The organism is Reyranella sp. (genome assembly GCF_036558665.1).
Lineage (GTDB): Bacteria > Pseudomonadota > Alphaproteobacteria > Reyranellales > Reyranellaceae > Reyranella.
On sequence record NZ_DATBFE010000067.1, the window covers coordinates 52,423 to 74,063 of the forward strand.

At 67.0% G+C, this 21,641-nt stretch carries 20 protein-coding genes; 7 read left to right on the plus strand and 13 right to left on the minus strand.

Annotated features, from left to right (window positions below):
- Positions 1-57 precede the first annotated feature (57 nt).
- From pnp to rimP, 8 genes are all read right to left on the minus strand, one after another.
- On the minus strand, positions 58-2,202 hold the full coding sequence (gene pnp / locus VH499_RS10445; RefSeq protein WP_332052691.1) for a polyribonucleotide nucleotidyltransferase: 2,145 nt from the start codon (positions 2,200-2,202) through the stop codon (positions 58-60).
- Positions 2,203-2,415: 213 nt separating this feature from the next.
- Positions 2,416-2,685, minus strand: coding sequence for a 30S ribosomal protein S15 (rpsO, locus tag VH499_RS10450; protein ID WP_332052659.1), 270 nt, complete (start codon positions 2,683-2,685; stop codon positions 2,416-2,418).
- Between the two features lie 16 nt (positions 2,686-2,701).
- Positions 2,702-3,607: a tRNA pseudouridine(55) synthase TruB gene (gene truB / locus VH499_RS10455; protein ID WP_332052660.1), complete on the minus strand. Its 906-nt coding sequence runs from the start codon at positions 3,605-3,607 to the stop codon at positions 2,702-2,704.
- Positions 3,604-4,008, minus strand: coding sequence for a 30S ribosome-binding factor RbfA (gene rbfA / locus VH499_RS10460; protein ID WP_332052661.1), 405 nt, complete (start codon positions 4,006-4,008; stop codon positions 3,604-3,606). Before rbfA ends, truB begins: the two co-directional genes overlap by 4 nt.
- 102 nt (positions 4,009-4,110) lie before the next feature.
- Positions 4,111-6,798: a translation initiation factor IF-2 gene (gene infB, locus VH499_RS10465; RefSeq protein WP_332052662.1), complete on the minus strand. Its 2,688-nt coding sequence runs from the start codon at positions 6,796-6,798 to the stop codon at positions 4,111-4,113.
- 32 nt (positions 6,799-6,830) lie between these two features.
- Positions 6,831-7,451: an RNA-binding protein gene (locus tag VH499_RS10470; RefSeq protein WP_332052663.1), complete on the minus strand. Its 621-nt coding sequence runs from the start codon at positions 7,449-7,451 to the stop codon at positions 6,831-6,833.
- A gap of 34 nt (positions 7,452-7,485) precedes the next feature.
- Positions 7,486-9,021, minus strand: a complete 1,536-nt coding sequence (nusA, locus tag VH499_RS10475) for a transcription termination factor NusA (RefSeq protein ID WP_332052664.1) — start codon at positions 9,019-9,021, stop codon at positions 7,486-7,488.
- 29 nt (positions 9,022-9,050) lie between these two features.
- Entirely contained in the window at positions 9,051-9,605 is a 555-nt protein-coding gene (gene rimP, locus VH499_RS10480; RefSeq protein WP_332052665.1) for a ribosome maturation factor RimP, read from the minus strand.
- Positions 9,606-9,842: 237 nt separating this feature from the next.
- On the opposite strand from rimP, the gene VH499_RS10485 reads away from it, so the two are divergent.
- Positions 9,843-11,063, plus strand: a complete 1,221-nt coding sequence (locus VH499_RS10485; RefSeq protein WP_332052666.1) for an MFS transporter — start codon at positions 9,843-9,845, stop codon at positions 11,061-11,063.
- Here VH499_RS10485 and trmB read toward each other — a convergent pair.
- Positions 11,038-11,775: a tRNA (guanosine(46)-N7)-methyltransferase TrmB gene (gene trmB / locus VH499_RS10490; RefSeq protein ID WP_332052667.1), complete on the minus strand. Its 738-nt coding sequence runs from the start codon at positions 11,773-11,775 to the stop codon at positions 11,038-11,040. The two genes, VH499_RS10485 and trmB, sit on opposite strands and share 26 nt — an antisense overlap.
- A gap of 22 nt (positions 11,776-11,797) precedes the next feature.
- Positions 11,798-13,345 (minus strand): acetolactate synthase large subunit, encoded by a 1,548-nt coding sequence (locus VH499_RS10495; protein WP_332052668.1) that lies wholly within the window; start codon positions 13,343-13,345, stop codon positions 11,798-11,800.
- Positions 13,346-13,562: 217 nt separating this feature from the next.
- Between VH499_RS10495 and VH499_RS10500 the strand changes: the two genes are divergently transcribed.
- Positions 13,563-15,137 carry an ABC transporter substrate-binding protein gene (locus VH499_RS10500; protein WP_332052669.1) on the plus strand — a complete coding sequence of 525 codons (1,575 nt, stop codon included), beginning with the start codon at positions 13,563-13,565 and terminating at the stop codon, positions 15,135-15,137.
- Between the two features lie 39 nt (positions 15,138-15,176).
- On the opposite strand, the gene VH499_RS10505 is transcribed toward VH499_RS10500, so the two are convergent.
- Positions 15,177-16,367, minus strand: a complete 1,191-nt coding sequence (locus tag VH499_RS10505; protein ID WP_332052670.1) for a M20 aminoacylase family protein — start codon at positions 16,365-16,367, stop codon at positions 15,177-15,179.
- A gap of 111 nt (positions 16,368-16,478) precedes the next feature.
- Here VH499_RS10505 and hisA point away from each other — a divergent pair, with 111 nt between their 5' ends.
- The 5 genes from hisA to VH499_RS10530 all read left to right on the plus strand — a co-directional run bounded on the left by hisA (position 16,479) and on the right by VH499_RS10530 (position 19,919).
- A complete protein-coding gene (gene hisA / locus VH499_RS10510; protein WP_332052671.1) occupies positions 16,479-17,207 on the plus strand; it encodes a 1-(5-phosphoribosyl)-5-[(5-phosphoribosylamino)methylideneamino]imidazole-4-carboxamide isomerase in 729 nt (242 codons plus the stop codon).
- A gap of 7 nt (positions 17,208-17,214) precedes the next feature.
- A complete protein-coding gene (gene hisF, locus VH499_RS10515; protein WP_332052672.1) occupies positions 17,215-17,988 on the plus strand; it encodes an imidazole glycerol phosphate synthase subunit HisF in 774 nt (257 codons plus the stop codon).
- A gap of 57 nt (positions 17,989-18,045) precedes the next feature.
- Positions 18,046-18,429, plus strand: coding sequence for a phosphoribosyl-ATP diphosphatase (locus VH499_RS10520; RefSeq protein WP_332052673.1), 384 nt, complete (start codon positions 18,046-18,048; stop codon positions 18,427-18,429).
- Between the two features lie 81 nt (positions 18,430-18,510).
- Positions 18,511-18,897, plus strand: coding sequence for an HIT domain-containing protein (locus VH499_RS10525; RefSeq protein ID WP_332052674.1), 387 nt, complete (start codon positions 18,511-18,513; stop codon positions 18,895-18,897).
- Positions 18,897-19,919: an alpha/beta hydrolase family protein gene (locus VH499_RS10530; RefSeq protein ID WP_332052675.1), complete on the plus strand. Its 1,023-nt coding sequence runs from the start codon at positions 18,897-18,899 to the stop codon at positions 19,917-19,919. The genes VH499_RS10525 and VH499_RS10530 overlap by 1 nt, the downstream gene beginning before the upstream one ends.
- A 6-nt stretch (positions 19,920-19,925) precedes the next feature.
- On the opposite strand, the gene VH499_RS10535 is transcribed toward VH499_RS10530, so the two are convergent.
- Together VH499_RS10535 and VH499_RS10540 are read right to left on the minus strand one after the other, a co-directional pair.
- Complete coding sequence (locus VH499_RS10535) at positions 19,926-20,759, minus strand: FCD domain-containing protein (RefSeq protein ID WP_332052676.1); 834 nt, start codon at positions 20,757-20,759, stop codon at positions 19,926-19,928.
- Positions 20,734-21,591: a hypothetical protein gene (locus VH499_RS10540; RefSeq protein WP_332052677.1), complete on the minus strand. Its 858-nt coding sequence runs from the start codon at positions 21,589-21,591 to the stop codon at positions 20,734-20,736. Before VH499_RS10540 ends, VH499_RS10535 begins: the two co-directional genes overlap by 26 nt.
- Positions 21,592-21,641: the final 50 nt, after the last annotated feature.

Genomic DNA, 21,641 nt, shown 5'->3' on the forward strand with positions numbered 1-21,641 from the left:
CAACTCTGCACGCAAAAACGGCGGCCTGATGGCCGCCGTCCGGTCCCTTCCTGATGCCTACTCTCCGGCTGCCGGCGCGGACTGCTCCTCGCGCGGCTTGCTGGAAATGTCTTCGCCGGTCTCCTGGTCGACCGCCCTCATGCTGAGGCGCACCTTGCCGCGATCGTCGACCCCCAGCACCTTGACCTTCACCTGGTCGCCTTCCTTGACGACGTCGGTGACCTTGGCGACGCGCCGCGGCGCCAGTTCGGAGATGTGCACCAGGCCGTCGCGTGCGCCCAGGAAATTGACGAAGGCGCCGAACTCGACCGTCTTCACGACCTTGCCGCTGTAGATCACGCCCACTTCCGGCTCGGCGACAATGCCCTTGATCCAGTCGATCGCCTTCTGACCGGCCTTGGCATCGACGGCCGCGACCTTGATGGTGCCGTCGTCCTCGATGTCGATCTTGGTGCCGGTCTGCTCGGTGATCTCGCGGATCACCTTGCCGCCGGTACCGATCACTTCGCGGATCTTGTCCTTGGGGATCGTGAACTGGGTGATGCGCGGCGCATTCTGGCTCACCGTTTCGCGCGCACCGCCCAGACCCTTGGCCATTTCGCCCAGGATGTGGATGCGGCCGTCGCGCGCCTGAGCAAGCGCAACCTTCATGATCTCCTCGTTGATCGAGGTGATCTTGAGGTCCATCTGCAGCGAAGTGATGCCACGCTCCGTGCCGGCGACCTTGAAGTCCATGTCGCCGAGATGATCCTCGTCGCCCAGGATGTCGGACAGGACGGCAAAACGCTCGCCCTCCTTGATCAGGCCCATCGCGATGCCGGCCACCGGGCGCTCGAGCGGAACGCCCGCATCCATCAGCGACAGCGAGCCGCCGCACACCGAGGCCATCGACGAGGAGCCGTTGCTCTCCGTGATCTCCGACACGATGCGGATCGTGTAGGGGAACTTGTCCTTGAGCGGCAGCATCGGGCGCAGCGCGCGCCAGGCGAGCTTGCCGTGGCCGATCTCTCGTCGGCCGGGCGAGCCCATGCGACGCACTTCTCCGACCGCGTAGGGCGGCATGTTGTAGTGCATCATGAAGTGCTCGCGATACTCGCCCTCGAGAGCATCGATGATCTGCTCGTCCTGGCCGGTGCCGAGCGTCGCCACGACCAGAGCCTGCGTCTCGCCACGGGTGAACAGCGCCGAGCCGTGGGCTCGCGGAAGCACACCGACCTCGGCCACGATCGGCCGCACCGTCCTGGTATCGCGGCCGTCGATGCGTTTGCCGGTATCCAGAATGGCACCCCGCACCACTTCGGCTTCGAGGTTGCTGAACTGGTCCGGGAAAAGCGCAAGCTCGTCTTCGTTGGTCTCGAACAGCTTCTTGGCCTCGTCTTTCACGGCCGCCACCTTCTGCTGGCGGGTGAGCTTCTGGACCTCAGCGTAGGCGTCGACCAGCCCGGCGCGCGCCTCCGACTTGAGCCTGGCGGCCACCGTCTTGGCCGCCTCCGGCGGCTCGGCGAGCGGCAGCGGATCCTTGGCGGCATGTTCGGCCAGGGAAATGATGGCGTCGATCACCGGCTGGAAGGAACGATGGCCTTCCATCACGGCGTTCAGCATCACGTCCTCGGGCAGCTCCCTGGCCTCGGACTCGACCATCAGCACGCCTTCCTGGGTGCCGGCGACGACCAGGTCGAGGTCGCTCTTCTCGGTCTCCTCGAGCGTCGGATTGACGATGAGCTTGCCGTCGAGATAGCCCACGCGCGCCGCGCCGATCGGGCCCATGAAGGGCACGCCCGAGAGGGTGAGCGCGGCGGAGGTCGCGACCATCGAAACGATGTCCGGGTCGTTCTCCATGTCGTGCGCAAGCGTGGTCACCACGACCAGCGTTTCGTTGCGGTAGCTCTCATGGAACAGCGGCCGGATCGGACGGTCGATCAGGCGCGAGGTGAGGACCTCCTTCTCCGAGGGACGGCCTTCGCGCTTGAAGAAGCCGCCCGGGATCTTGCCGGCGGCGAATGCCTTTTCCTGGTAGTTGACGGTCAGCGGGAAGAAATCGAGGCCAGGCTTGGGCTTCTTCTCGAAAACGACCGCGGCCAGCACCGTGGTGCCGCCGTAGGTCGCCAGCACCGCGCCGTCCGCCTGGCGCGCAATCTTGCCAGTCTCGAGCACCAGCTTGCGGCCGGCCCATTCCACTTCTTTACGGAAAACGCTGAACATATCGGTCATATTTCATCATCCTTTCCTACACGGCCGTCCGCCCCCGTTTGGCGGCGACCGCCCACCGGCGCCCTTGCGCCGGCAGGACCGGACCAGGCCTTTGCTCTCGCCCCTGCCTTCCCGGTTACTGCGAAGTCGCGTCAGCCGGCCGAACTCACGGGGACCGGACGACGCGACGCGAAAAGGCCCCGCCACGCGGACGGGGCCGGACAATCAACGGCGCAGGCCGAGGCGCTCGATCAATGTGTCGTAGCGCTTGTGGTCCTTGGCCTTGAGGTAGTCGAGCAGACGGCGCCGCTGGCCGACGAGCTTCAGCAGGCCGCGGCGCGAATGGTGATCCTTCGCGTGACCTTTGAAGTGCTCGGTAAGATTGCTGATGCGCTCGCTCAGGATGGCGACTTGCACTTCGGGCGATCCGGTGTCGCCTTCCCCCTGGGCATAGGACTTGATCAGCTCCGCCTTGCGCGAGGCCGTGATCGACATCGGTCATCTCCTGACTCTAGAGGTTGAACACCCGCACCGGCTGGAGGGACGCGCCGTCCGAACGGACCAGCGCCACCAGCCTGCTGCCAGACTCGGCGCGAACCAGTGCGCCGGATGGCGGTGCGTTCCCGGTCAAGAGCACCGGCTGGCCTCGGCGCAGCCGGTCCGCTTGGGCGTCCGTCAGGGCCACCGCCGGGATGTCGTCCAGCGCGGTCGCGACGGGAGCCAAGGCCCCGAGAAGCGGCGGAATATGCCCGAGGCCCTCCAGTTTGGAAAGCGAAATGGCCGCCGCCTCCCGGAATGGTCCGGCGGCGGTGCGACGCAGCGCCGAGAGATGCCCGACGGTGCCCAGGGCCAGTGCCAAATCTCGCCCCAACGACCGAATGTAGGTGCCCTTGCCGCAGCCGACCACGAAATCTGCGTGGTCGGCGTCGGCACGGGCCAGAAGCTCCAGACGGTCGATCCGCACTCGGCGAGGCGTGAGGGCGACCGCTTCGCCGGACCGGGCAAGGTCATAGGCCCGCCTGCCGCCGATCTTGACGGCGGAATAGGCTGGCGGTGTCTGCTCGACTTCGCCGATGAAGCGACCGAGAGCGGCGCGGATCGCTTCGTCCGTCGGACGCGTGGCGCTGTTGGCCGTCACCTCGCCTTCGGCGTCCTCGGTGGAGCGCGCCTCGCCGAAGCGAAGCGTAAAGCGATATTCCTTCCGCCCGTTCATCACAAACGGCACGGTCTTGGTCGCCTCGCCGAGGGCAATCGGCAGGACGCCGCTGGCCAGCGGATCGAGCGTGCCGCCGTGTCCTGCCTTCCATGCCCCGAACAGCCGGCGCACGCGCCCCACTGCCTGCGTCGAACCCAGCCCGACCGGCTTGTCGAGTACGACCCAGCCGTCGATCTTCTCGCCCTTCTTCCGGGAGCTCATTCCTCTTCGATATCGCGCGCAACATCGGGACGGCGCAGCAGCGCCCCGATCTTGTCCGCTTCGTCGAAGGTTCGGTCGAGCTCGAAGCGGATCTCGGGCGCATAACGCAGGCCGGCGCGCTCGCCGACACGGGCTCGGAACCAGGGCGCCGCGCGCCGCATGGCCGCCAGCAAGCGCGTCTCGTCGACACCGCCCAGCGGCATCACGAAGGCCGTGGCGTTACGCAGATCGGGGCTGACATCGACAGCCGTCACCGTGACCGAGGCGTCACGCAGGACCGGATCCCGCATGTTGCCACGCTCGAACAGCTCGGCCAGCAGATGGCGGATCTCCTCGCCCACACGCAACTGGCGCTGGCTGTGGCCGCGATTGTCTTTTTCGGACGAACGACGCCGGGACATGGCCCCATCCTCGTCCCCCAACCATTGCTGGGGGCGCGCCACTCCAGCGGCGCGATCTCGCACTACACAAAGACGCGCGACTGGAGTCGCGCGCCCCACCTCCTAAAGCGTCGGCTGGACTTCCTCGATGTCGAAACACTCGATCACGTCGCCGACCTTGATGTCGTCGTAGTTCTCGAACGCCATACCGCACTCGAAGCCGTGCTGGACCTCGCGGACCTCGTCCTTGAAGCGCCGCAGCGTCTTCAGCGTGCCTTCGTGGATCACCACGTTGTCGCGCAGCAGCCGGACCTTGGCGCCGCGCCTGACCATGCCTTCCGTCACCATGCAGCCGGCGACGTTGCCGACCTTGGTAATTCGGAAGACCTCGCGGATCTGCGCGTTGCCGATGAAGGTCTCCTTGTAGGTCGGCTCGAGGAGGCCGACCATCAGCGCCTGGATGTCCTCCGTGACCTTGTAGATGATGCTGTAGTAGCGGATGTCGATCTTGTCGCGCTTGGCGATTTCGCGGGCCTGCGGGTTGGCACGCACGTTGAAGCCGATGATCAGCGCGCCCGAGGCCTTGGCGAGGGTGAGATCGGCCTCGCTGATGCCGCCGACTCCGCTGAAGATCACGCGCGTCGCCACCTTCTCGGTGCTGAGGCGCGAGATCGCGCCGGCCAGCGCTTCCGCCGAGCCCTGCACGTCCGCCTTGATCAGCACGGGCAACTCCTTCGCCGTGCCCTCGCGTATGCCCTTCAGCATCTCCTCGAGGGTGCCGCGGCCGCCGGCGGCGCGGGCAAGTTGGGCCTGCCGTTCACGGCGCGCGCGGAAGTCCGCGATCTCGCGCGCCCGCGCTTCGCTGTCCACGACATGGAACTCATCGCCCGCCTGCGGCGTGCCGTCGAGCCCCAGGATCTCGACCGGGAAGGCCGGACCTGCGTTCTCCACCGCATTGCCGCGATCATCGACCAGGCGACGCACACGTCCCCACACGGCGCCGGCCACCAGCACGTCGCCGACCTTGAGCGTGCCGCGCTGGACCAGCACGGTCGCCACCGAGCCGCGGCCCGGATCGAGCTTGGCCTCGACCACGACGCCATCGGCCGGGCGCTCCGGATTGGCCCTGAGCTCGAGCACCTCGGCCTGCAGGAGGATGGCCTCCTCGAGCTTGTCGAGATTCATCTTCTTGGTCGCCGATACCTCGATCGATTGCACGTCACCACCGAGCTGCTCGACCTGGATCTCGTCCTGCAGGAGTTCGGTGCGCACGCGACTCGCGTCGGCGCCCGGCTTGTCCATCTTGTTGATGGCGACGATCACCGGCACGCTGGCCGCCTTGGCGTGCGCGATCGCCTCCTTCGTTTGCGGCATGACGCCGTCATCGCCGGCAACGACCAGCACGACGATGTCCGTTACCTTGGCACCGCGGGCGCGCATGGCGGTGAACGCTTCGTGGCCGGGCGTATCGAGAAAGGTGATCTTCTGCCGGGACGGCAGGGTCACCTGATAGGCGCCGATATGCTGGGTGATGCCACCTGCCTCGTGCGCGGCCACGTCGGTGGCGCGCAGCGCGTCGAGCAGCGAGGTCTTGCCGTGATCGACATGGCCCATGATGGTGACGACCGGCGGCCGCGGCGCCTGCGCGCCCTCGCTGTCGCCGGCGTCGGTCAGGCCGATCTCGACATCGCCCTCGGCCACCCGCTTGGGCCGGTGGCCCATCTCGGTCACCACCAGCTCGGCCGTGTCGGGATCGATCACCTGGTTGATGGTCGCCATCACGCCCATCCGCATCAGCGTCTTGATGACGTCGGCACCGCGCTCGGACATACGCGAGGCCAGCTCCTGGACCGTGATGGTCTCGGGAATGGTCACCTCGCGATAGACCTTCTGTTGCGGCGTGTCGTTGGCATGCTCGCGGCGACGCTCGCGCTCCAGGCGGCGACGCTGCTGCGCCACCGACCGGCTGCGGAAATCGTTCTCGCCTTCGACCGCCCGGCCGACGTCGATCTTGTCGGAGCGGCGCTTGGGCGCCTCGCGACGCGCGCCCGGCGGCTGCGGCAGCCGCTTGTTGACGGCGGGACGCATCGGCGGACGACGCAAGGCACCAGGGCCGCCGGGACCGGCGCCGGGCGCTCCGGCCGGCCGGCGCACCGGTTGTGCCGGACTGGTCGATGCCGGCGCCCCGGTCTTGATCTCCTCGGCCTGACGCGCCATCGGCGTCTGTGGCGCGCTCGCCGCCTGATCCAGGCGCTTCTGCACCAGGACGTCGGCCTTGCGCTTCATCTCTTCTTCGGCCTTCCGCCGCGCCTCTTCCTCGGCAAGCCGCTTCTTGTGCTCCTCCTCGGCAGCCCGGCGCGCCTTCTCCTCGGCCGCGCGGCGCACGGCATCTTCGGCGGCGCGCTGGCGGGCGACTTCGGCGTCGCGATTGGCGTCGACAAGAGCTCGGGCACGCGCCTCCTTCTCTTCCTCGGTCAGCGTGCGCAGAACGATGCCACGGCCACCGTCGGGTCGCGTCTGCGCGGGACGCTGCGTGGCAGCGCCGGCGCCGAGCTTCAGGGTCCGCCCGCCGGTCGCCGCCGGCGCCGCCGCGGCCGGGGCCGCAGGAGCAGCCGATGCGGTGGCACTCGTCCCGGGCGACCGCTTCACCGGCTTCTTGACCTCGACGGTCACGGCGCGGGTCCGGCCATGGGAGAATTTCTGCCGAACCTGCGTGGCGTCGCTCTTGCTCGCGGCCGCGCTCGTGCGCGCCGTCGTCGTCGAAAGGGTGAGCGGCTTGGTCGGCTTGTTGGTTTCTTTCTGTTCCGTCATATCGCTTGTTGTCCTTGCTCCGCTCCGGCCCGTCAACCGGTGCTGTTCAGGCGATAGCGGCGCCACCGCGCCGCACCCCCTGCGATCCGTTGAATGAACTGCCCCGACCGATCGTCGCGGGCCACCGCCAGGTAGATCGCCTGCTCGCGCCCGAAGACACGCCCTAAGGTCGGCGCGTCGCCCAGGCGCTCGATCGGAAGCCCGCTCGCCTGTAGTTTGGCGAGCCCGTCACCCTCGGCCCCCTCGGCCACGACCAGCAGGCCGACCTGGCCACGGCCGATCATCTGTTCGACCCGCACGAAGCCAGCGGTCGCATGGCCGGCGCGGCGCGCCCGGCCGAGATCCTCGCAGACACGCTCCAGCAACAGCCGTTCGACCCGGTCGGCGAGATCGGCCGACGCCTTTGCGGGGCGCCGTGCGGCTTTGGAGAAGAGCCTGCGCGCGACGGCCTGTTCGACGGCCGAGCGCTCGGCGGTCACCCACAGCCCGCGCCCTGGCAGGCGGCGCGCCAGATCCGGCACGACCTCGCCGTCCGGCCCGACGACGAAGCGGATCATCCGGTCCGGACTCTTCTCCACGCCGGTCACGATGCAGGTGCGCACCGGTCCTGCGAAGGAAGACGCGGCGGCTCTCTTCTCGTCGAAGCGGGTCATTGCGAGCACCGGGCTCAAGCGATCGGTCCTCCTCCTAGGCTTTGGCGGCTTCGCCGGCCGCTTCCTCGGCCGGGAACCAGTGTTCGCGCGCCTTCATGATGATGGCGTTGGCGCTGTCGGTATCCATGGCGCTCTCGCCGACGATCTCACGCAGCTCGTCGGAGGCGAGATCGGCAAGGTCGTCCAGCGTCTTCACGCCTTTTTCGCCGAGTGCGACCAGCATCGGCAGGGTGAGGCCCTCGGTGGAGCGCACGTCCTCGGCCATGCCCAGCTCCTCGAGGCGTCCTGCGAGCTCGGCGTCGCGCTTCTCGATATACTCCCGTGCGCGCCGCTGCAGTTCGGTGGCGATCTCCTCGTCGAAGCCCTCAACGCCCGTCAGATCCTCGACGGCAGCGTCGGATACGTCTTCGACCGTGGCGTAGCCTTCGGCGACGAGGAGATGGGCAATGACGTCGTCGACATCAAGGGCTGCCTTGAACAGCTCGGTGCGCTCGCGCGTCTCCTTCTGACGGCGTTCACTTTCCTCCGCCTCCGTCATGATGTCGATCTCCCACCCGGTGAGCTGGGAGGCGAGCTTGACGTTCTGGCCGCGCCGGCCGATGGCAAGACTCAACTGATCGTCCGGCACCACGACCTCGGCCTTGTTCTTCTCTTCGTCCATCAGCACCTTGCTGACTTCCGCCGGGGCAAGCGCATTGACAATGAAGTTGGCGTGCTCGGGCGACCACGGAATGATGTCGACCTTCTCGCCCTGCAGCTCCTGCACGACGGCCTGCACCCGGCTGCCTCGCATGCCGACGCAGGCCCCGATCGGATCGATCGAGCTGTCGTGACTCAGCACGGCGATCTTGGCGCGGCTGCCGGGATCGCGCGCGACCGCCTTGATCTCGATGATGGCGTCGTAGATTTCCGGCACTTCCTGGGTGAAGAGCTTGGCCATGAACTGCGGATGGCTGCGCGACAGGAAGATCTGCGGGCCGCGCGGCTCCTCGCGCACGTCGAAAATGTACGCACGCACGCGGTCGTTGACGCGCAGCGATTCGCGCGGGATCGACTCGTCGCGGCGGATCACGCCTTCGGCGCGCTGCAGGTCGACAGTGATATTGCCGTAGTCGACGCGCTTGACGACCCCGGACACGATCTCGCCGACGCGGTCCTTGAACTCCTCGTACTGACGCTTGCGCTCGCTCTCGCGCATGCGCTGCGTGATCACCTGCTTGGCGGTCTGGGCGGCGACGCGACCGAAATCGATCGGCGGCAACTCGTCGGTGAGGAAGTCGCCGATCTGCGCCTCGGGATTGCGACGCTGCGCCTCGGCGACCGAAACCTGGACGTTCTCGTTCTCGACCGGATCGGCGACCTGCATGTAGCGCAGGAGCTTGATCTCGCCGGTCTTGCGGTCGATCTCGGCGCGGATGTCGTGCTCCAGGCCGTACTTGGCACGGCCCGCCTTCTGGATGGCCTGCTCCATCGCCTCGAGCACTTCCTCGCGCTCGATACCTTTCTCGCGGGCGACCATGTCGGCCACCTGCAGCATCTCCAGGCGAGGGATATCGGCGGTCGTTGCCATGTGTGTCTTCCTCTCGTTCCCTAAACCGTTCAGTGAGTCGGATTCCCCGCGCCGCCTTCATGCGCGCGGCGGTGTTCGTCGAGCAGCGCGTCAGTCAACTCGAGCTTCGCCCTGCTGACGGACGCAAGCGGCAAACGGGCTTCATTGCCGTCATCGAGCTTGAGTTTCACGGTACCGTTCTCGAGTCCCAGCAGCGTGCCCTTGAAGCGGCGGCGGCCATCGATCGGCTGCGCGGTTTCGACCCGCGCCACGTGCCCGGTCCAACGAACATAGTCCTTTTCCCGGGTGAGCGGCCGATCGATGCCGGGAGAGCTCACCTCAAGCATATAGGAGCCGGAAATCGGGTCCTCGACATCGAGCAGCGCGGACAGGGCTCGCGACAGCGTCGCGCAAGCCTCGACGTCCATCGACCGCCCGTCGGACGGCTCGACCATGATCTGCAGCGTGCCGCCGCGCCCCATGGCGATGCGCACGAGCTCGTAGCCCATGCCGACGATGGTCGGAGCGACGATGTCTTCTATGCGATGCAGCAGCTCGGTCACGCGGCAGATGCTTCTCGACGGTTGGGCGGCGGGCCGGGCCATAAATGAAAAGAGCGGGCTGTTGGCCCACTCTTTTTTCTTTGGTCCGTCCCGCGAACCCGATGAGGATGGCGGGGGTATAGGCGCAGCCCGGCCAACTGGCAAGCTTTTCCTATGCTGCAATGCCGTTTGGCCGCCCTTCTTGCCCCTGTTGATGATGCCCGAAAGTCGCCAGCGACCTGGGCACAACCGTGGAAGGATTGACCGATCGTCGAAAGAACAACTAGCGAGCGGTTGGATATGTCGCGTCGGTATCACGGTTGGTGGGTTGTCTTCTGTGCCTTTGTGGTCGCCCTCTATGGATGGGGGTTCGGCTTCTATGGTCTCAGCCTATATCTGGTAGCTCTTCACCAGAAGCTGGGCTGGACACCGGCCATGATCTCGACCGGCATCACCTTCTACTACGTCCTCGGCGCCTTCGTCGTGATGCAGGTGGGGGATGCCATCCAGCGGGCGGGCGCACGCCCTATCGTCCTGACCGGCATGGCCCTGATGGGGGCCGGGGTTGCAACTCTGGCCGTCGCCCGCGAGGCGTGGCATCTCTACCTCGCTTTCCTGCTGATGATTCCCGGCTGGGGCGCCATGGGCGGGGGCTCCATCAACACCATCGTGGCGCAATGGTTCGACCGTCGCCGCGGCCTGGCCGCCAGCCTTGCCCTGAGTGGTGCCACCTGCGGCGGGCTCCTGTTTGCGCCAGCTCTCGCATGGGCGATCGACAGCTGGGGTTTCGCTCGAGCCTGCTATGGCGCCATCGCGGTGATGGTGATGACGCTCGGACCGCTTGCCGGCCTCGTTCTGCGGCCGCGGCGTCCCACCGAGCACGATATCGGCGACGACGGCGTAACCAGAGCGACTACCGGCGGTGAAGCGAAGACCCGGCGGGAACTCCTGGGCGAGCCACGCTATCTCACGATGGTCGGTGCCTTCTCGATCGGCCTGCTGGCGCAAATCAGCTTCATTGCCCATCAGGCGGCGTTCCTCGAACCGACGCTGGGCCTGAAAGGGGCCGGCTGGGCCGTCAGCCTGACAGCACTGTCGGCCCTGGCGGGACGGGTCGTCGTCGGGCTGATCGTCGACAGAGTCGATCGCCGGGGCTGCTCCAGCGTGGTGCTGGCCGTGCAGGCTGCTTCCATGATCGTGCTGTTGTCGACGTCGTCGGTGGCCGGCTTGTACGTCGGCTGCCTGCTGTTCGGCTTCGGCGTCGGCAATCTCATCACGCTGCCGGGCCTGATCGTGCAGCAGGAATTCCCGCGCCGCGATTTTGCTCGGGCGGTCAGCTTCAACGTCGCCATCACCCAGCTCGTCGCCGCCGTGGGACCCTCGCTCATCGGGCTGCTGCACGACCTCTCGGGCAGTTACCGGACATCGCTGACGGCCTGCCTCGTCCTGCAAATCGCGGCTGCGATCCTGGTCCTCGTCCGGCCCGGTCCGCGGCCTATCGACCTTCCGGCCGACGCTTGAGGCGCAGAAATGCCGGCTTGTGACCGGCAAGCATCTTCTGTTCGTAACGCGTGGGCGGCCAATCCCCGGGCCGAGTGCGCCAGTCGACGGCACGCTCTGCCAGCCATTCGAACGCCGGATGCGTGCAGGCGTGCTCGACCATCCACGGCAGGTAGCTCGGATCGTCGGTAGCGAGCCGCAGCTCGGACCCCGGGCGCATCAGGCGCGCCAGGACATCGAGATTGCGGCGCGCCACGAAGCGCCGCTTGTGGTGACGCGTCTTGGGCCAGGGATCGGGAAAGAGCACGAAGACGCGCGACAGCGACCGCGGCGGCAAGGCCGCCATCAACAGGCGTGCGTCGTCGCTGAAGATCCGCACGTTGGAGATCCCCGTACGCTCGATATGCGCCAGGCATTTGGCGATGCCGTTGATATAGGGCTCGCAGCCGATCAGCCCGACATCGGGATGATGTTCGGCCTGCCACACGAGATGCTCGCCGGCGCCGAAGCCGATTTCGAGCCAGACGCCGCCTGGCGGCAGAGCGCCGAACAGGCGGGCGAGATCGATCTTGACCACGCTTTCGGCAACGTCGCCTTCCGCGTCGACGACGGCTTCCGCAGGCAGAGCGACAGCGAGGCGGGGCAGCGCCGCGTCGAGCAACGATTGCTGTCCGGCCCGCAGCTTCTTGCCCGAACGACGACCGTGCAGCGTGCGCCGGCGGGCTTCCTCCATGGCGCTTTCCGATAAGGCCGCCCTACATCACCACGTCGATCAGGTAGGGACCCTTCTGCGACATGGCGTAGGTGAGCTGCTTGGTAAGTTCCTCGAGATCGAGCGCCCTGGCCGCAGGCACGCCCATGCTCCTGGCCATCAGGGTGAAGTCGAGCGTGGGCCGGTCCAGCGTCAGCATGTCGATGGCGCGCGGTCCCGGGTTGGCGGCCCCGACATCGGCGAGCTGGCTGTAGAGGATCTTGTACGAGCGGTTTGAGAAGATCATCACGCAGACATCGAGACTCTCGCGCGCCATGGTCCACAGCGACTGGATCGTGTACATGGCGCTGCCGTCGCCGATCATGGCGATCACCTTGCGATCGGGGCAGGCCACCGCCGCTCCCACGGCGACGGGACCGCCGAAGCCGATCGATCCGCCCATGTTGTTGAGCCAGTCGTGCGGCGGCGCTCCGGCGCTGTACGGAAAGAAGCCGCGACCCGTCGTCACCGACTCGTCGACCACGATCGCGCCCTCGGGCAGCGTGGCGCCGAGCGCAGCACCGAGTCCTTCCGCCGTGAACTTACCGGTCGGACGATCAGGCCGCTTCGACTGCGCGAGATTGGCCGGCTTCTCGTTAAGCGCGCCGAGTTCGGCAGCCAGCGCTTCCAGCGCGCCGATCGGATCACCCTCCACAGGACAAAGAGTCGTGACCTCGCAGCCCTCTGGGACCAGCACGGAGGGCTTGCCGGGGTAGGCGAAGAAGGCCGCCGGCGGCTTGGCGCCGCACAGCACCATGTGTCGTGTGCCCTTCAGCATCTCGAGCGCAGTCTCGACCACGAAATGCAGCCGGAGCACCGGAACTCGGCCGGCCCCGCGCTCGATGCGCGCCGTGCCCCCCGCCGCCTGCACCTTGCAACCGGTCTTCGCCGCGATCTTGCCGGCGAGCTCCAGCCCCTTGGCGCGCAGCGCCCGGCCGCCGAGGAACAGCATTGCCGACTGCGCGTTCTTGAGCGCCTTGGCCGCCGCCACGACCGCGTCGTTCGCAGGTTTCTGCGGCGGCGGCGTATCGGCCGTCTCGGCAACGCCGTCGGCCTCGGTCCAGGCCGTATCGGCCGGCAGGATGAGCGTGGCGATCTGACCCGGCGCCACGCGCGAGGCCTCGATCGCTGCAGCACCGTCGGCCGCCACCGTCTTCGCCGTGGGCGAGGTCTTCACCCAATGCGAGAAGGGGCGCGCGATGCCTTCGATGTCGGCGGTCAGCGGCGTGTCGTACTTGATATGATAAAGTGCGTGCTCGCCCACGATATTGACGATGCCCGACCCCGCCTTCTTGGCATTGTGCAGATTGGCGGCGGCATTGGCGAGACCAGGCCCGAGATGCAGCAGGGTCGAGGCGGGCTTGTCGGCCATGCGGTAGTAGCCGTCGGCGGCGCCGCTGCACACGCCTTCGAACAGGCCGAGCACGCAGCGCATGCCCTCGACACGATCGAGCGCGCCGACGAAATGCATCTCCGAGGTGCCGGGGTTGGCGAAGCAGACCTCGACGCCGCCTTTGACCAAGGTCCGAACCAGACTCTCCGCTCCGTTCATGGATACCCCCAACGACCGATGGCATGCGTTGCGCGGCCGCCACCCTAGGGCAGAGCATCGGCAAAGACCACGCTGAGGCACGCGCCGCCGATATGCGTTTATCGGTCCGTTGCCACCGTTCCCTTTTTATTCCAGAAGCGGATCGATGGTCGTCCTGCCGCCTTGCCAACCCGCGGGTTCCGCCGCGACGGTTCGCCCACCCACGGAGCTCGGCTGAATGTCTCTTCTCCGCACGGCAGGCCTATTGATGGCTGCGATGCTGTCGGTCGCGCTCCCGGCGGCGGCACAGGAATTGACGATCGGGCTCAAGAGCGAACCGACGTCGCTCGATCCGCAGTATCAGAACATTGCCGCCAACAACCAGATTGCGCTGCATCTCTTCGATACCCTGGTTGCGCGCGACGAGAAATTGCTGCCGGTTCCCGGCCTCGCCGTTTCCTGGAAGCCGGTCGGTGACACGGTCTGGGAATTCAAGCTGCGCCCCAACGTGAAGTTCCATGACGGCTCGCCCTTCACGGCGGAGGATGTGGTCTTCACCTGCGAGCGCGCGGCCAAGGTGCCGAACAGCCCTTCGCCTTTCACGATCCTGACCCGCCAGATGACCAGGATCGAGATCGTCGATCCGCTGACGCTGCGCATCACCACAGCAGCCCCCGCCCCGCTGCTGCCCCTCGACCTTGCGGGTCTGCCGATCCTGTCGCATATCGCGGTGGCCGGCGGCGCGCCGGAAGGCAAGACGACGGCCGAACTCGATCGGGGCGCGGGTCTCGCCGGTACCGGCCCGTTCAGGTTCGTGGAATGGAAACGCGGTGCGGAGCTGGTGCTGTCGCGTAACGACGAATATTGGGGCCCCAAGCCGGCGTGGAGCAGGGTGACGTTCAGGCCGCTGGCCAATGCCGCAGCGCGCGTTGCCGCCCTGACGGCGGGCGATGTCGACCTTATCGAGGACCCGCCGATCGCCGACCTGTCGAAGCTTCGGAAGGACCCGAAGATCGTGTTGGCGCAAGTGCCTTCGAGCCGCCTCATCTATATCGCGCTCGACCAGTTCGCCGAACCTACGCCTGGCATTCCCGACACCAACGGCAAGAATCCGCTGAAAGACCGGCGCGTACGCCAGGCGCTGAGCGAGGCCATCGATCGAAAGGCGATCACCGACAAGGTGATGGAGGGTGCGGCCCAGCCCGCCGGCGACTTCCTGCCCCGGCCCGCCTTCGGCACGCGCAAGGACGCACAGCCGGAAAGGTACGATCCCGCGGCCGCGCGACGGTTGCTGGCCGAAGCCGGTTATCCCAAAGGCTTCTCCATCACGCTGGGCACGCCGAACGGCCGCTACGCCAATGACATGCAGATCGCCCAGGCGGTGGCGGCTTCATGGAGCCGGGTCGGCGTCAAGACCGAGGTGGAAGCCAGCGAACCCACCGCGTTCGTCAAGAATCGCGACGAATTCAAGTACAGCGCCTATCTCGCCGGCTGGAACGCCGAAACGGGCGAAATGTCCAACCCCTTGCGGGCGCTCGTCGCCACGCCCAGCCGCGAGAAAGGCATGGGCGGCAACAACCGCGGCCGCTACACCAACCCGACGCTGGACGCCAAGCTCGACGAGGCGATGCGCACGGTCGACGACAGGAAGCGCGAGGCATTGCTGGAGGAGGCAAGCAGGCTCGTGATCAACGACTACGGCCTCCTGCCGCTCCAGTTCGAGATGTCGGTGTGGGCGATGCGCAAGGGCCTCGCCTACGCCGCGCGCGCCGACCAGGCCACCTTGGCGCAATTCGTGACGCCTGCAAAATAGCTCTCTTGAAGCGCAAGCCGCCGGTCCGCGGTCAATGAGCTATGCATCGCCAAGCTCGAGCCGCACGAGGTTGACCCAATAGGCTGCGCCCGTCGTCAGGATCGCGTCACTGAAGTCGTAGAGCGGCGAATGCACGTTGTGGCAGCCGCCCTCGTCGGGGCCGCCATTGCCGATCATGATATAAGCGCCCGGCTTCTTCTCGAGCATGAAGGCGAAATCCTCGGCGCCGGTGACGGGCGGCGTGTTGGGCTCGACCTTGTCGCGGCCCACAGTGAGCGCCGCCGCCTCCACCGCGACCGTGGTCTGCTCGGCCGCGTTGATGAGCGGCGGATAGCGGCGGAGATACTTGTAGTCGGCCGCGCAGCCGCCCGCCTGGGCGATGCCGGTCGCGACCTCGCCCATCCGCCGCTCGAGGAGATCGCGCACCTCGGGCGTGAAGCTGCGCGCCGTGCCGCGGACCAGGACCTCCGACGGAATGACGTTGGGTGAGCCCGCCGTGCCGGCCGCGATATGCCCGACGCTCAGCACCGATGCCTGGGTCGGCGGCACGTTGCGGCCGATGATGCCCTGCAAGGCGACGATGAACTGGCCGGCGACGAAGGTCGGATCGGTGCCCCGATAGGGCATGGCGCCATGCCCGCCGGTGCCTTTGAACGTCACTTCCCAGCTGTCGCTGGCCGCCAGCATGGGGCCGGAACGGATGGCGAAATGTCCGCGCGGAAATCCCGGCATGTTGTGCATGCCGTAGACGGTGTCGCAGTTGAACCTCTCGAACAGCCCCTCCTCGATCATCACCCGCGCGCCGCCCAGCCCTTCCTCGGCGGGCTGGAAGATGAAATGCACCGTGCCGGCGAAATCGGGGGCGGCGGCGAGATGCCTGGCGGCGCCCAGGAGCATGGTCGTATGCCCGTCATGGCCGCAGGCATGCATCTTGTTGGGGATCGACGAGGCGTACTCGAACTCGTTCTTCTCCTGCAGATGAAGGGCATCCATGTCGGCGCGCAGCCCGATCGCCTTCTGGCCGGGCCGCTTGCCCTTCAGCGTGCCGACGACGCCGGTAGTGGCGAGTCCCCGATGGACCTCGATCCCCCATGATTGCAATTTCTCCGCCACGATCTGCGATGTCCGCTCTTCCTCGAAAGCCGTTTCCGGATGGCGATGGATATCGCGGCGGATGGCGGTCAGCTCGGCCTGCTGGCCGGCCAAGAGATCGGGCGTGCAATGGCTCATGGATCAGTCCTCGGTTTGGGCCTGGAGCTTAGCGACCGCCATGGCCGCTCGCCACCGTCGGTGCGAGCGCGGGATGACAGCCCTTCGGCAACGCGCTAAATCCGCGCCGCCATGATTCTCTTCCCCGCTATCGACCTCAAGGACGGCAAGTGTGTACGCCTGCTGCGCGGCGACATGGCTCGCGCGACGGTGTTCAACGACAGTCCGGCAGCGCAGGCGCGCGCCTTTGCCGCCGCCGGCTGCGAGTGGCTGCATCTGGTCGATCTCAACGGCGCCGTCGAAGGCCATCCGGTCAATCGCGCTGCAGTCGTCGAAATTCTGAAGGCAATCGAGGTACCGACGCAGCTCGGCGGCGGCATCCGCACCGTCGAAAGCATCGCGCAATGGATCGATGCCGGGGTGAAGCGGGTCATCCTGGGCACCGTCGCGGTCAAGGAGCCCGGCCTCGTCAAGGCCGCCTGCAAGCAGTGGCCGGGCCAGGTCGCGGTCGGAATCGACGCGCGCGACGGCATTGTCGCGGTGGACGGGTGGACCAGGCAGAGCACGGTGCGCGCGCTCGATCTGGCGCTGCGCTTCGAAGATGCCGGAGTCGCGGCCATCATCTACACGGACATCGACCGCGACGGCGCCATGGGGGGCGTCAATGTCGACGCCACCATCACGCTGGCGCAGCATCTCACCACGCCGGTGATCGCCTCGGGCGGCGTGAGTTCGCTCGATGATCTGCGCGAGCTGCGGCCGGCCGAGGAGCACGGCATCGTCGGCGCCATTGTCGGCCGGGCTCTCTACGATGGACGGGTAACGGTGCCGGATGCCATCCGCGTCTTGCGGGAAGAATGACGCGACCATGCTCAAGGTGCGCATCATTCCCTGCCTCGATGTGAAGGACGGGCGCGTCGTCAAGGGCGTGCAGTTCGTCGACTTGCGCGATGCCGGTGACCCCGTGGAGCAGGCGCGGGTCTATGACGCGGCCGGCGCCGACGAACTCACCTTCCTCGACATCACGGCAAGCCACGAGAACCGGGACACCATCCTCGATGTCGTGGCCCGCACCGCCGAGCAATGCTTCATGCCGCTCACCGTCGGCGGCGGGGTGCGCACGATCGACGACATCCGCAAGCTCCTGCTCGCCGGCGCCGACAAAGTCTCGATCAATTCCGCAGCGGTGGCCCGGCCCGATTTCGTGCGCGAGGCAGCCGAGAAGTACGGCGATCAATGCATCGTGGTCGCGGTCGATGCCCGCCGCAGCAGCCCCGCGAGGTGGGAAGTCTTCACCCATGGCGGGCGCCAGGGCACCGGACTCGACGCCGTCGAATGGGCGAGGCGCATGACCGATCACGGCGCGGGCGAGATCCTGCTCACCTCGATGGACCGCGACGGCACCAGGGCAGGCTTCGATCTCGAGCTCACGCGTGCAGTTTCAGATGCAGTGCCGGTGCCGGTCGTCGCATCGGGTGGCGTGGGCACGCTCGATCACCTCGTCGAAGGCGTGACCGAGGGCAAGGCATCGGCAGTGCTCGCGGCATCCATCTTCCATTTCGGCGAGTTCACCATCGCCCAGGCGAAGGAACATCTGGCGCGCGCCGGCGTTCCGATACGACAAATCTCGCGCACCGCGTGAATTTGAAGTACATTTGCGCGGGCGTCCGTTCAAGAGGCGCCGAGAGTTTCCCCTTCGATGGCCAAGAAGAAGAAAGCAAAGAGGAAGGCGCTGAAGAAGCGCCAGGAGAATGGCGGTGCCGCCGAGCACGTGCTGGACCGACTCTATGTCGTGATCGACAGCCGCAAGGGCGCCGATCCGGATACTTCGTACACCGCCCGGCTGTTCAGCCGCGGTCGACAGCAGATCGCCAAGAAGCTCGGCGAGGAAGCGGTCGAGGCGCTGATCGAGGGCATTCGCGGCGACCGGTCGAAGCTGGTGGGCGAAAGCGCCGACATGCTCTACCACCTGCTGACCTTGTGGGCGGCGACCGGCGTCAAGCCCCAGGCCGTGTGGTCGGAGCTGGCGCGCCGCGAGGGGATTTCCGGCATTGCCGAGAAGGCGTCGCGCAAGCCCGCCTGAACGGCGCGACAAGACCACGTTGTCATTCCGATCGCGCCGAACGATCCTGCCGCGCCTCATGCGACGCGTCCGGAGTCCAGCATGCCGAGTTACGACCGCAAGAATGTCTTCGCCCGCATCCTGCGCGGCGAGCAGCCGTGCAGGAAGGTCTATGAGGACGAGTTCGCCCTCGCCTTTCACGACATCCGGCCGCTCGCGCCGATCCACGTGCTGGTGGTGCCGAAGGGTGACTATGTCTCGAATGCCGACTTCGCCGCATCGGCACCGCCCGAGCTGATCGTCGGTTTCTGGCGCGCCGTCGGCAGGGTCGCACATGAGCTGGGCCTCGATCCCGCAGGTTATCGCCTCGTTGCCAACCACGGTCGCGACAGCGGCCAGTCGATCTTCCATTTTCATGTCCACATCTTTGGCGGCAAGGCGATGCCGCACGACATGACCACGCTTCCGCGAGCCGACGCCAAGGCATGATGGCCCGGCGCGCCTTGTTGGCGGGCGCGGCTGCGCTGGCCGCGACGGCGGCACGCGCCCAGTATTATCCGCGCGGCATCGAGGAGCGGCAGGTGCGCTTTGCCGGCACCGGCGATGTGACGCTCGAGGGAACGCTGGCCCTGCCTCTGCTCAGCGAGATCCAGCGCGTTCCGGGCGTTGTGCTGGTCGCGGGCAGCGGACCGACCGACCGCGACGGCAACAATCCCCTCATTCCCGTGCGCGTCGACCTTCTGAAGGAGATCGCCCAGGCCCTCGGCCACGCGGGCATCGCGAGCCTGCGCTACGACAAGCGCGGGATCGGCGGCTCGGCGATCCAGCAACGGCATTCCCTCGACCGCCAGGAAAGCTACTTCACCTGGGGCGGCCTGGTGGGCGATGTGCAGGAGGCGCATGCCGAGCTCGTGCGACACGACGAGATCAAGCCTTATGCGACGGCTTTGCTTGGTCACAGCGAAGGCGGCCTGCTGGCGATCGCGGCATCGGCGGCGATGGGCAAGCGGCGGCCCTACGGCCTGGTGTTGGCGTCGACGCCGGGACGGCCGCTCGGCGATATCGTGCGTGAGCAGATCGCGCGCAATATGCCGGCGCTGAGCGCCCAGGCCGAGCGCATCATGGCGGCAATTCGCGCAACCGGTCGGGTCCCTTCCGACGGGCCGCCGGCGTTCCGCGCGATCTTTCCGGCCTATGCCGGCGGCTTCCTGCAATCGGCATTCGCCTTCGATCCGGCCACCACGCTCGCCCCCACTGACATTCCCTGCCTGCTGCTGCAGGGCGGCGCCGACATCCAGGTCGTGCCGCTCCATGACGTACAGCCGCTGCTCGATGTGCTCGCCAGGCGGGATGCGCCCGGAGAGGCGCTGATTGCGCCGATGGTGAGTCACAATCTGAAGCCGGTGACGGGGCCGGACGATCCGGGCTTCGCCGGCCCCCTGGCGCCCGCGATCGAACTGAAGCTCGTGAGCTGGCTCGGCCACCTGCTGGGCGCCCGATCGTCGCCCTGATCGAGTTCAGGAGCGGACTGCCTCCCGAGCGCGCAGCCGTGCCGCGGCGGCCGCCGCGCCGCGCCGCGGCAAGCCGGGGAAGCCCGCCGCGATCTCCGCCGCCGGGAACTGCGCCAGACGATGAAGCGTCAGATCGATATGCTCCTCGCTCAGCCGGCACGCCAACTCGACATCGCGCGCAAGTGCCGCCTCCATGATGGCGCGGTGCTCGGACTGGATGTTCGGCCTGATGCCGCCCTTGGCAACCGACAGATGGCGGTAGCGCCGCGCATTGTCGTAAAGCACGCTGCGGAAGCGCCGCACCCAGGATGAACGGCAGGCCGCGACCAGCGCCTCGTGAAAGGCATGGTTGCGCTCGTTGTAGGCATCGACCAGCGCCTCCGAGCTGTTGAGGCGTCTGAAGTCGAGCAGGTTGAGCTTGTGGAAGGCGGCGACCACGCCCGCCTCCCAGTCTTCGTCGCCGTTGGCGATCGATTCGCGCAACGCCAGCGTCTCCATCATCTTGCGCAGGCTGCAGATCTCGCGGAAGTCCTCGATCGACATCGGGACGACGCGAAAGCCCTGCTGACCCTCGGCAGTGACCAGCGAGTCGGCGACCAGAAGCGACAGCGCCTCGCGCAGCGTGCTGGAGGCAACGCCGTACTCCGTGCGCAGCCGCTCGATCCTGAGCTTCGACCCCGGCGCGAGATGACCGCGGATGATGTTGGTCTTGAGCCGCTTGTAGGCGTACTCGATCAGCGTCTTGGCATTGCGCCTCTGCTGCCGATCCCTCTCGTCCGATGCCGCGACGGCCTTGATCACAGGCGTCCCGCGTTCACGCGGCAACGTCGAACCAGACATGGACCTGGCCCGTGCCGGCCGCATTCTCGTATTCCGACATTCTTCTCCCCGGCGCCATGCACCGTGGTCCGCCCAGCGCGCCGACCATCATGAGATAGTGACCGAAGAACCCTTCCGGGTTCAACTGGCGATACTTTGGATAGAGCGCGATCACGCCGGCATGGTCGCCGTCGGCCCAACGCTTCAGCACCTCGATGTCCATCTCGCGCGCCTCGGCCGATGCGACCAGGCCCGGGTCCGGCGCCATATGCGCAAGCATGGTGTCCATCGGCTCGAAGCTGTGGCTCATCCCGCCCGCCGCCAGCAACGCCACGCGGCAATCGGTCTGCGCGATGCCTTCGGCGATCGCGCGTCCCATGTCGAGGAAGTTGTGGCATTGCGCAGCCTGGCAGGTACCGATCGACAGGATCTTTTCGTTCCTGCGCAGGTAGTGGACCAGATTGATGGTCGGGTAATGCAGCGGGATGTTGGTCTTGTCATAGTTGAGCACCCGAATGCCGTCGGCCGCTCCGGCCTTGGCGATCGTCGCCGCAAGCTCGGGCGCGCCGGGATAGTCGTATGGAAAGTCCGACAGGAACTCGGGCAGTTCCTCCGACGTGTACAGCCCCTTGTAGTGCGCTGCGCCCGCCAGGATGTGGTTGATCGTGGTGAACCAGTGGGTGTCGAAGATGATGAACGTGTCGGGCGCCGCGCGATCAAGCTCACGGCGCATCTCCTCGAACCCGGCGATCAGCGACGTGTCCGTGCCGCCGTACAGCTCGAGCCGCATGGCGCTCGGCAACATGATTCCCGGTTGATGGCTGACGACGGCGGCAGCAACGATCTTGCCCATCCCATCCTCCCGCCGGGCCACGCCAATCCGAGATCCCGGCCTTCGCAGCG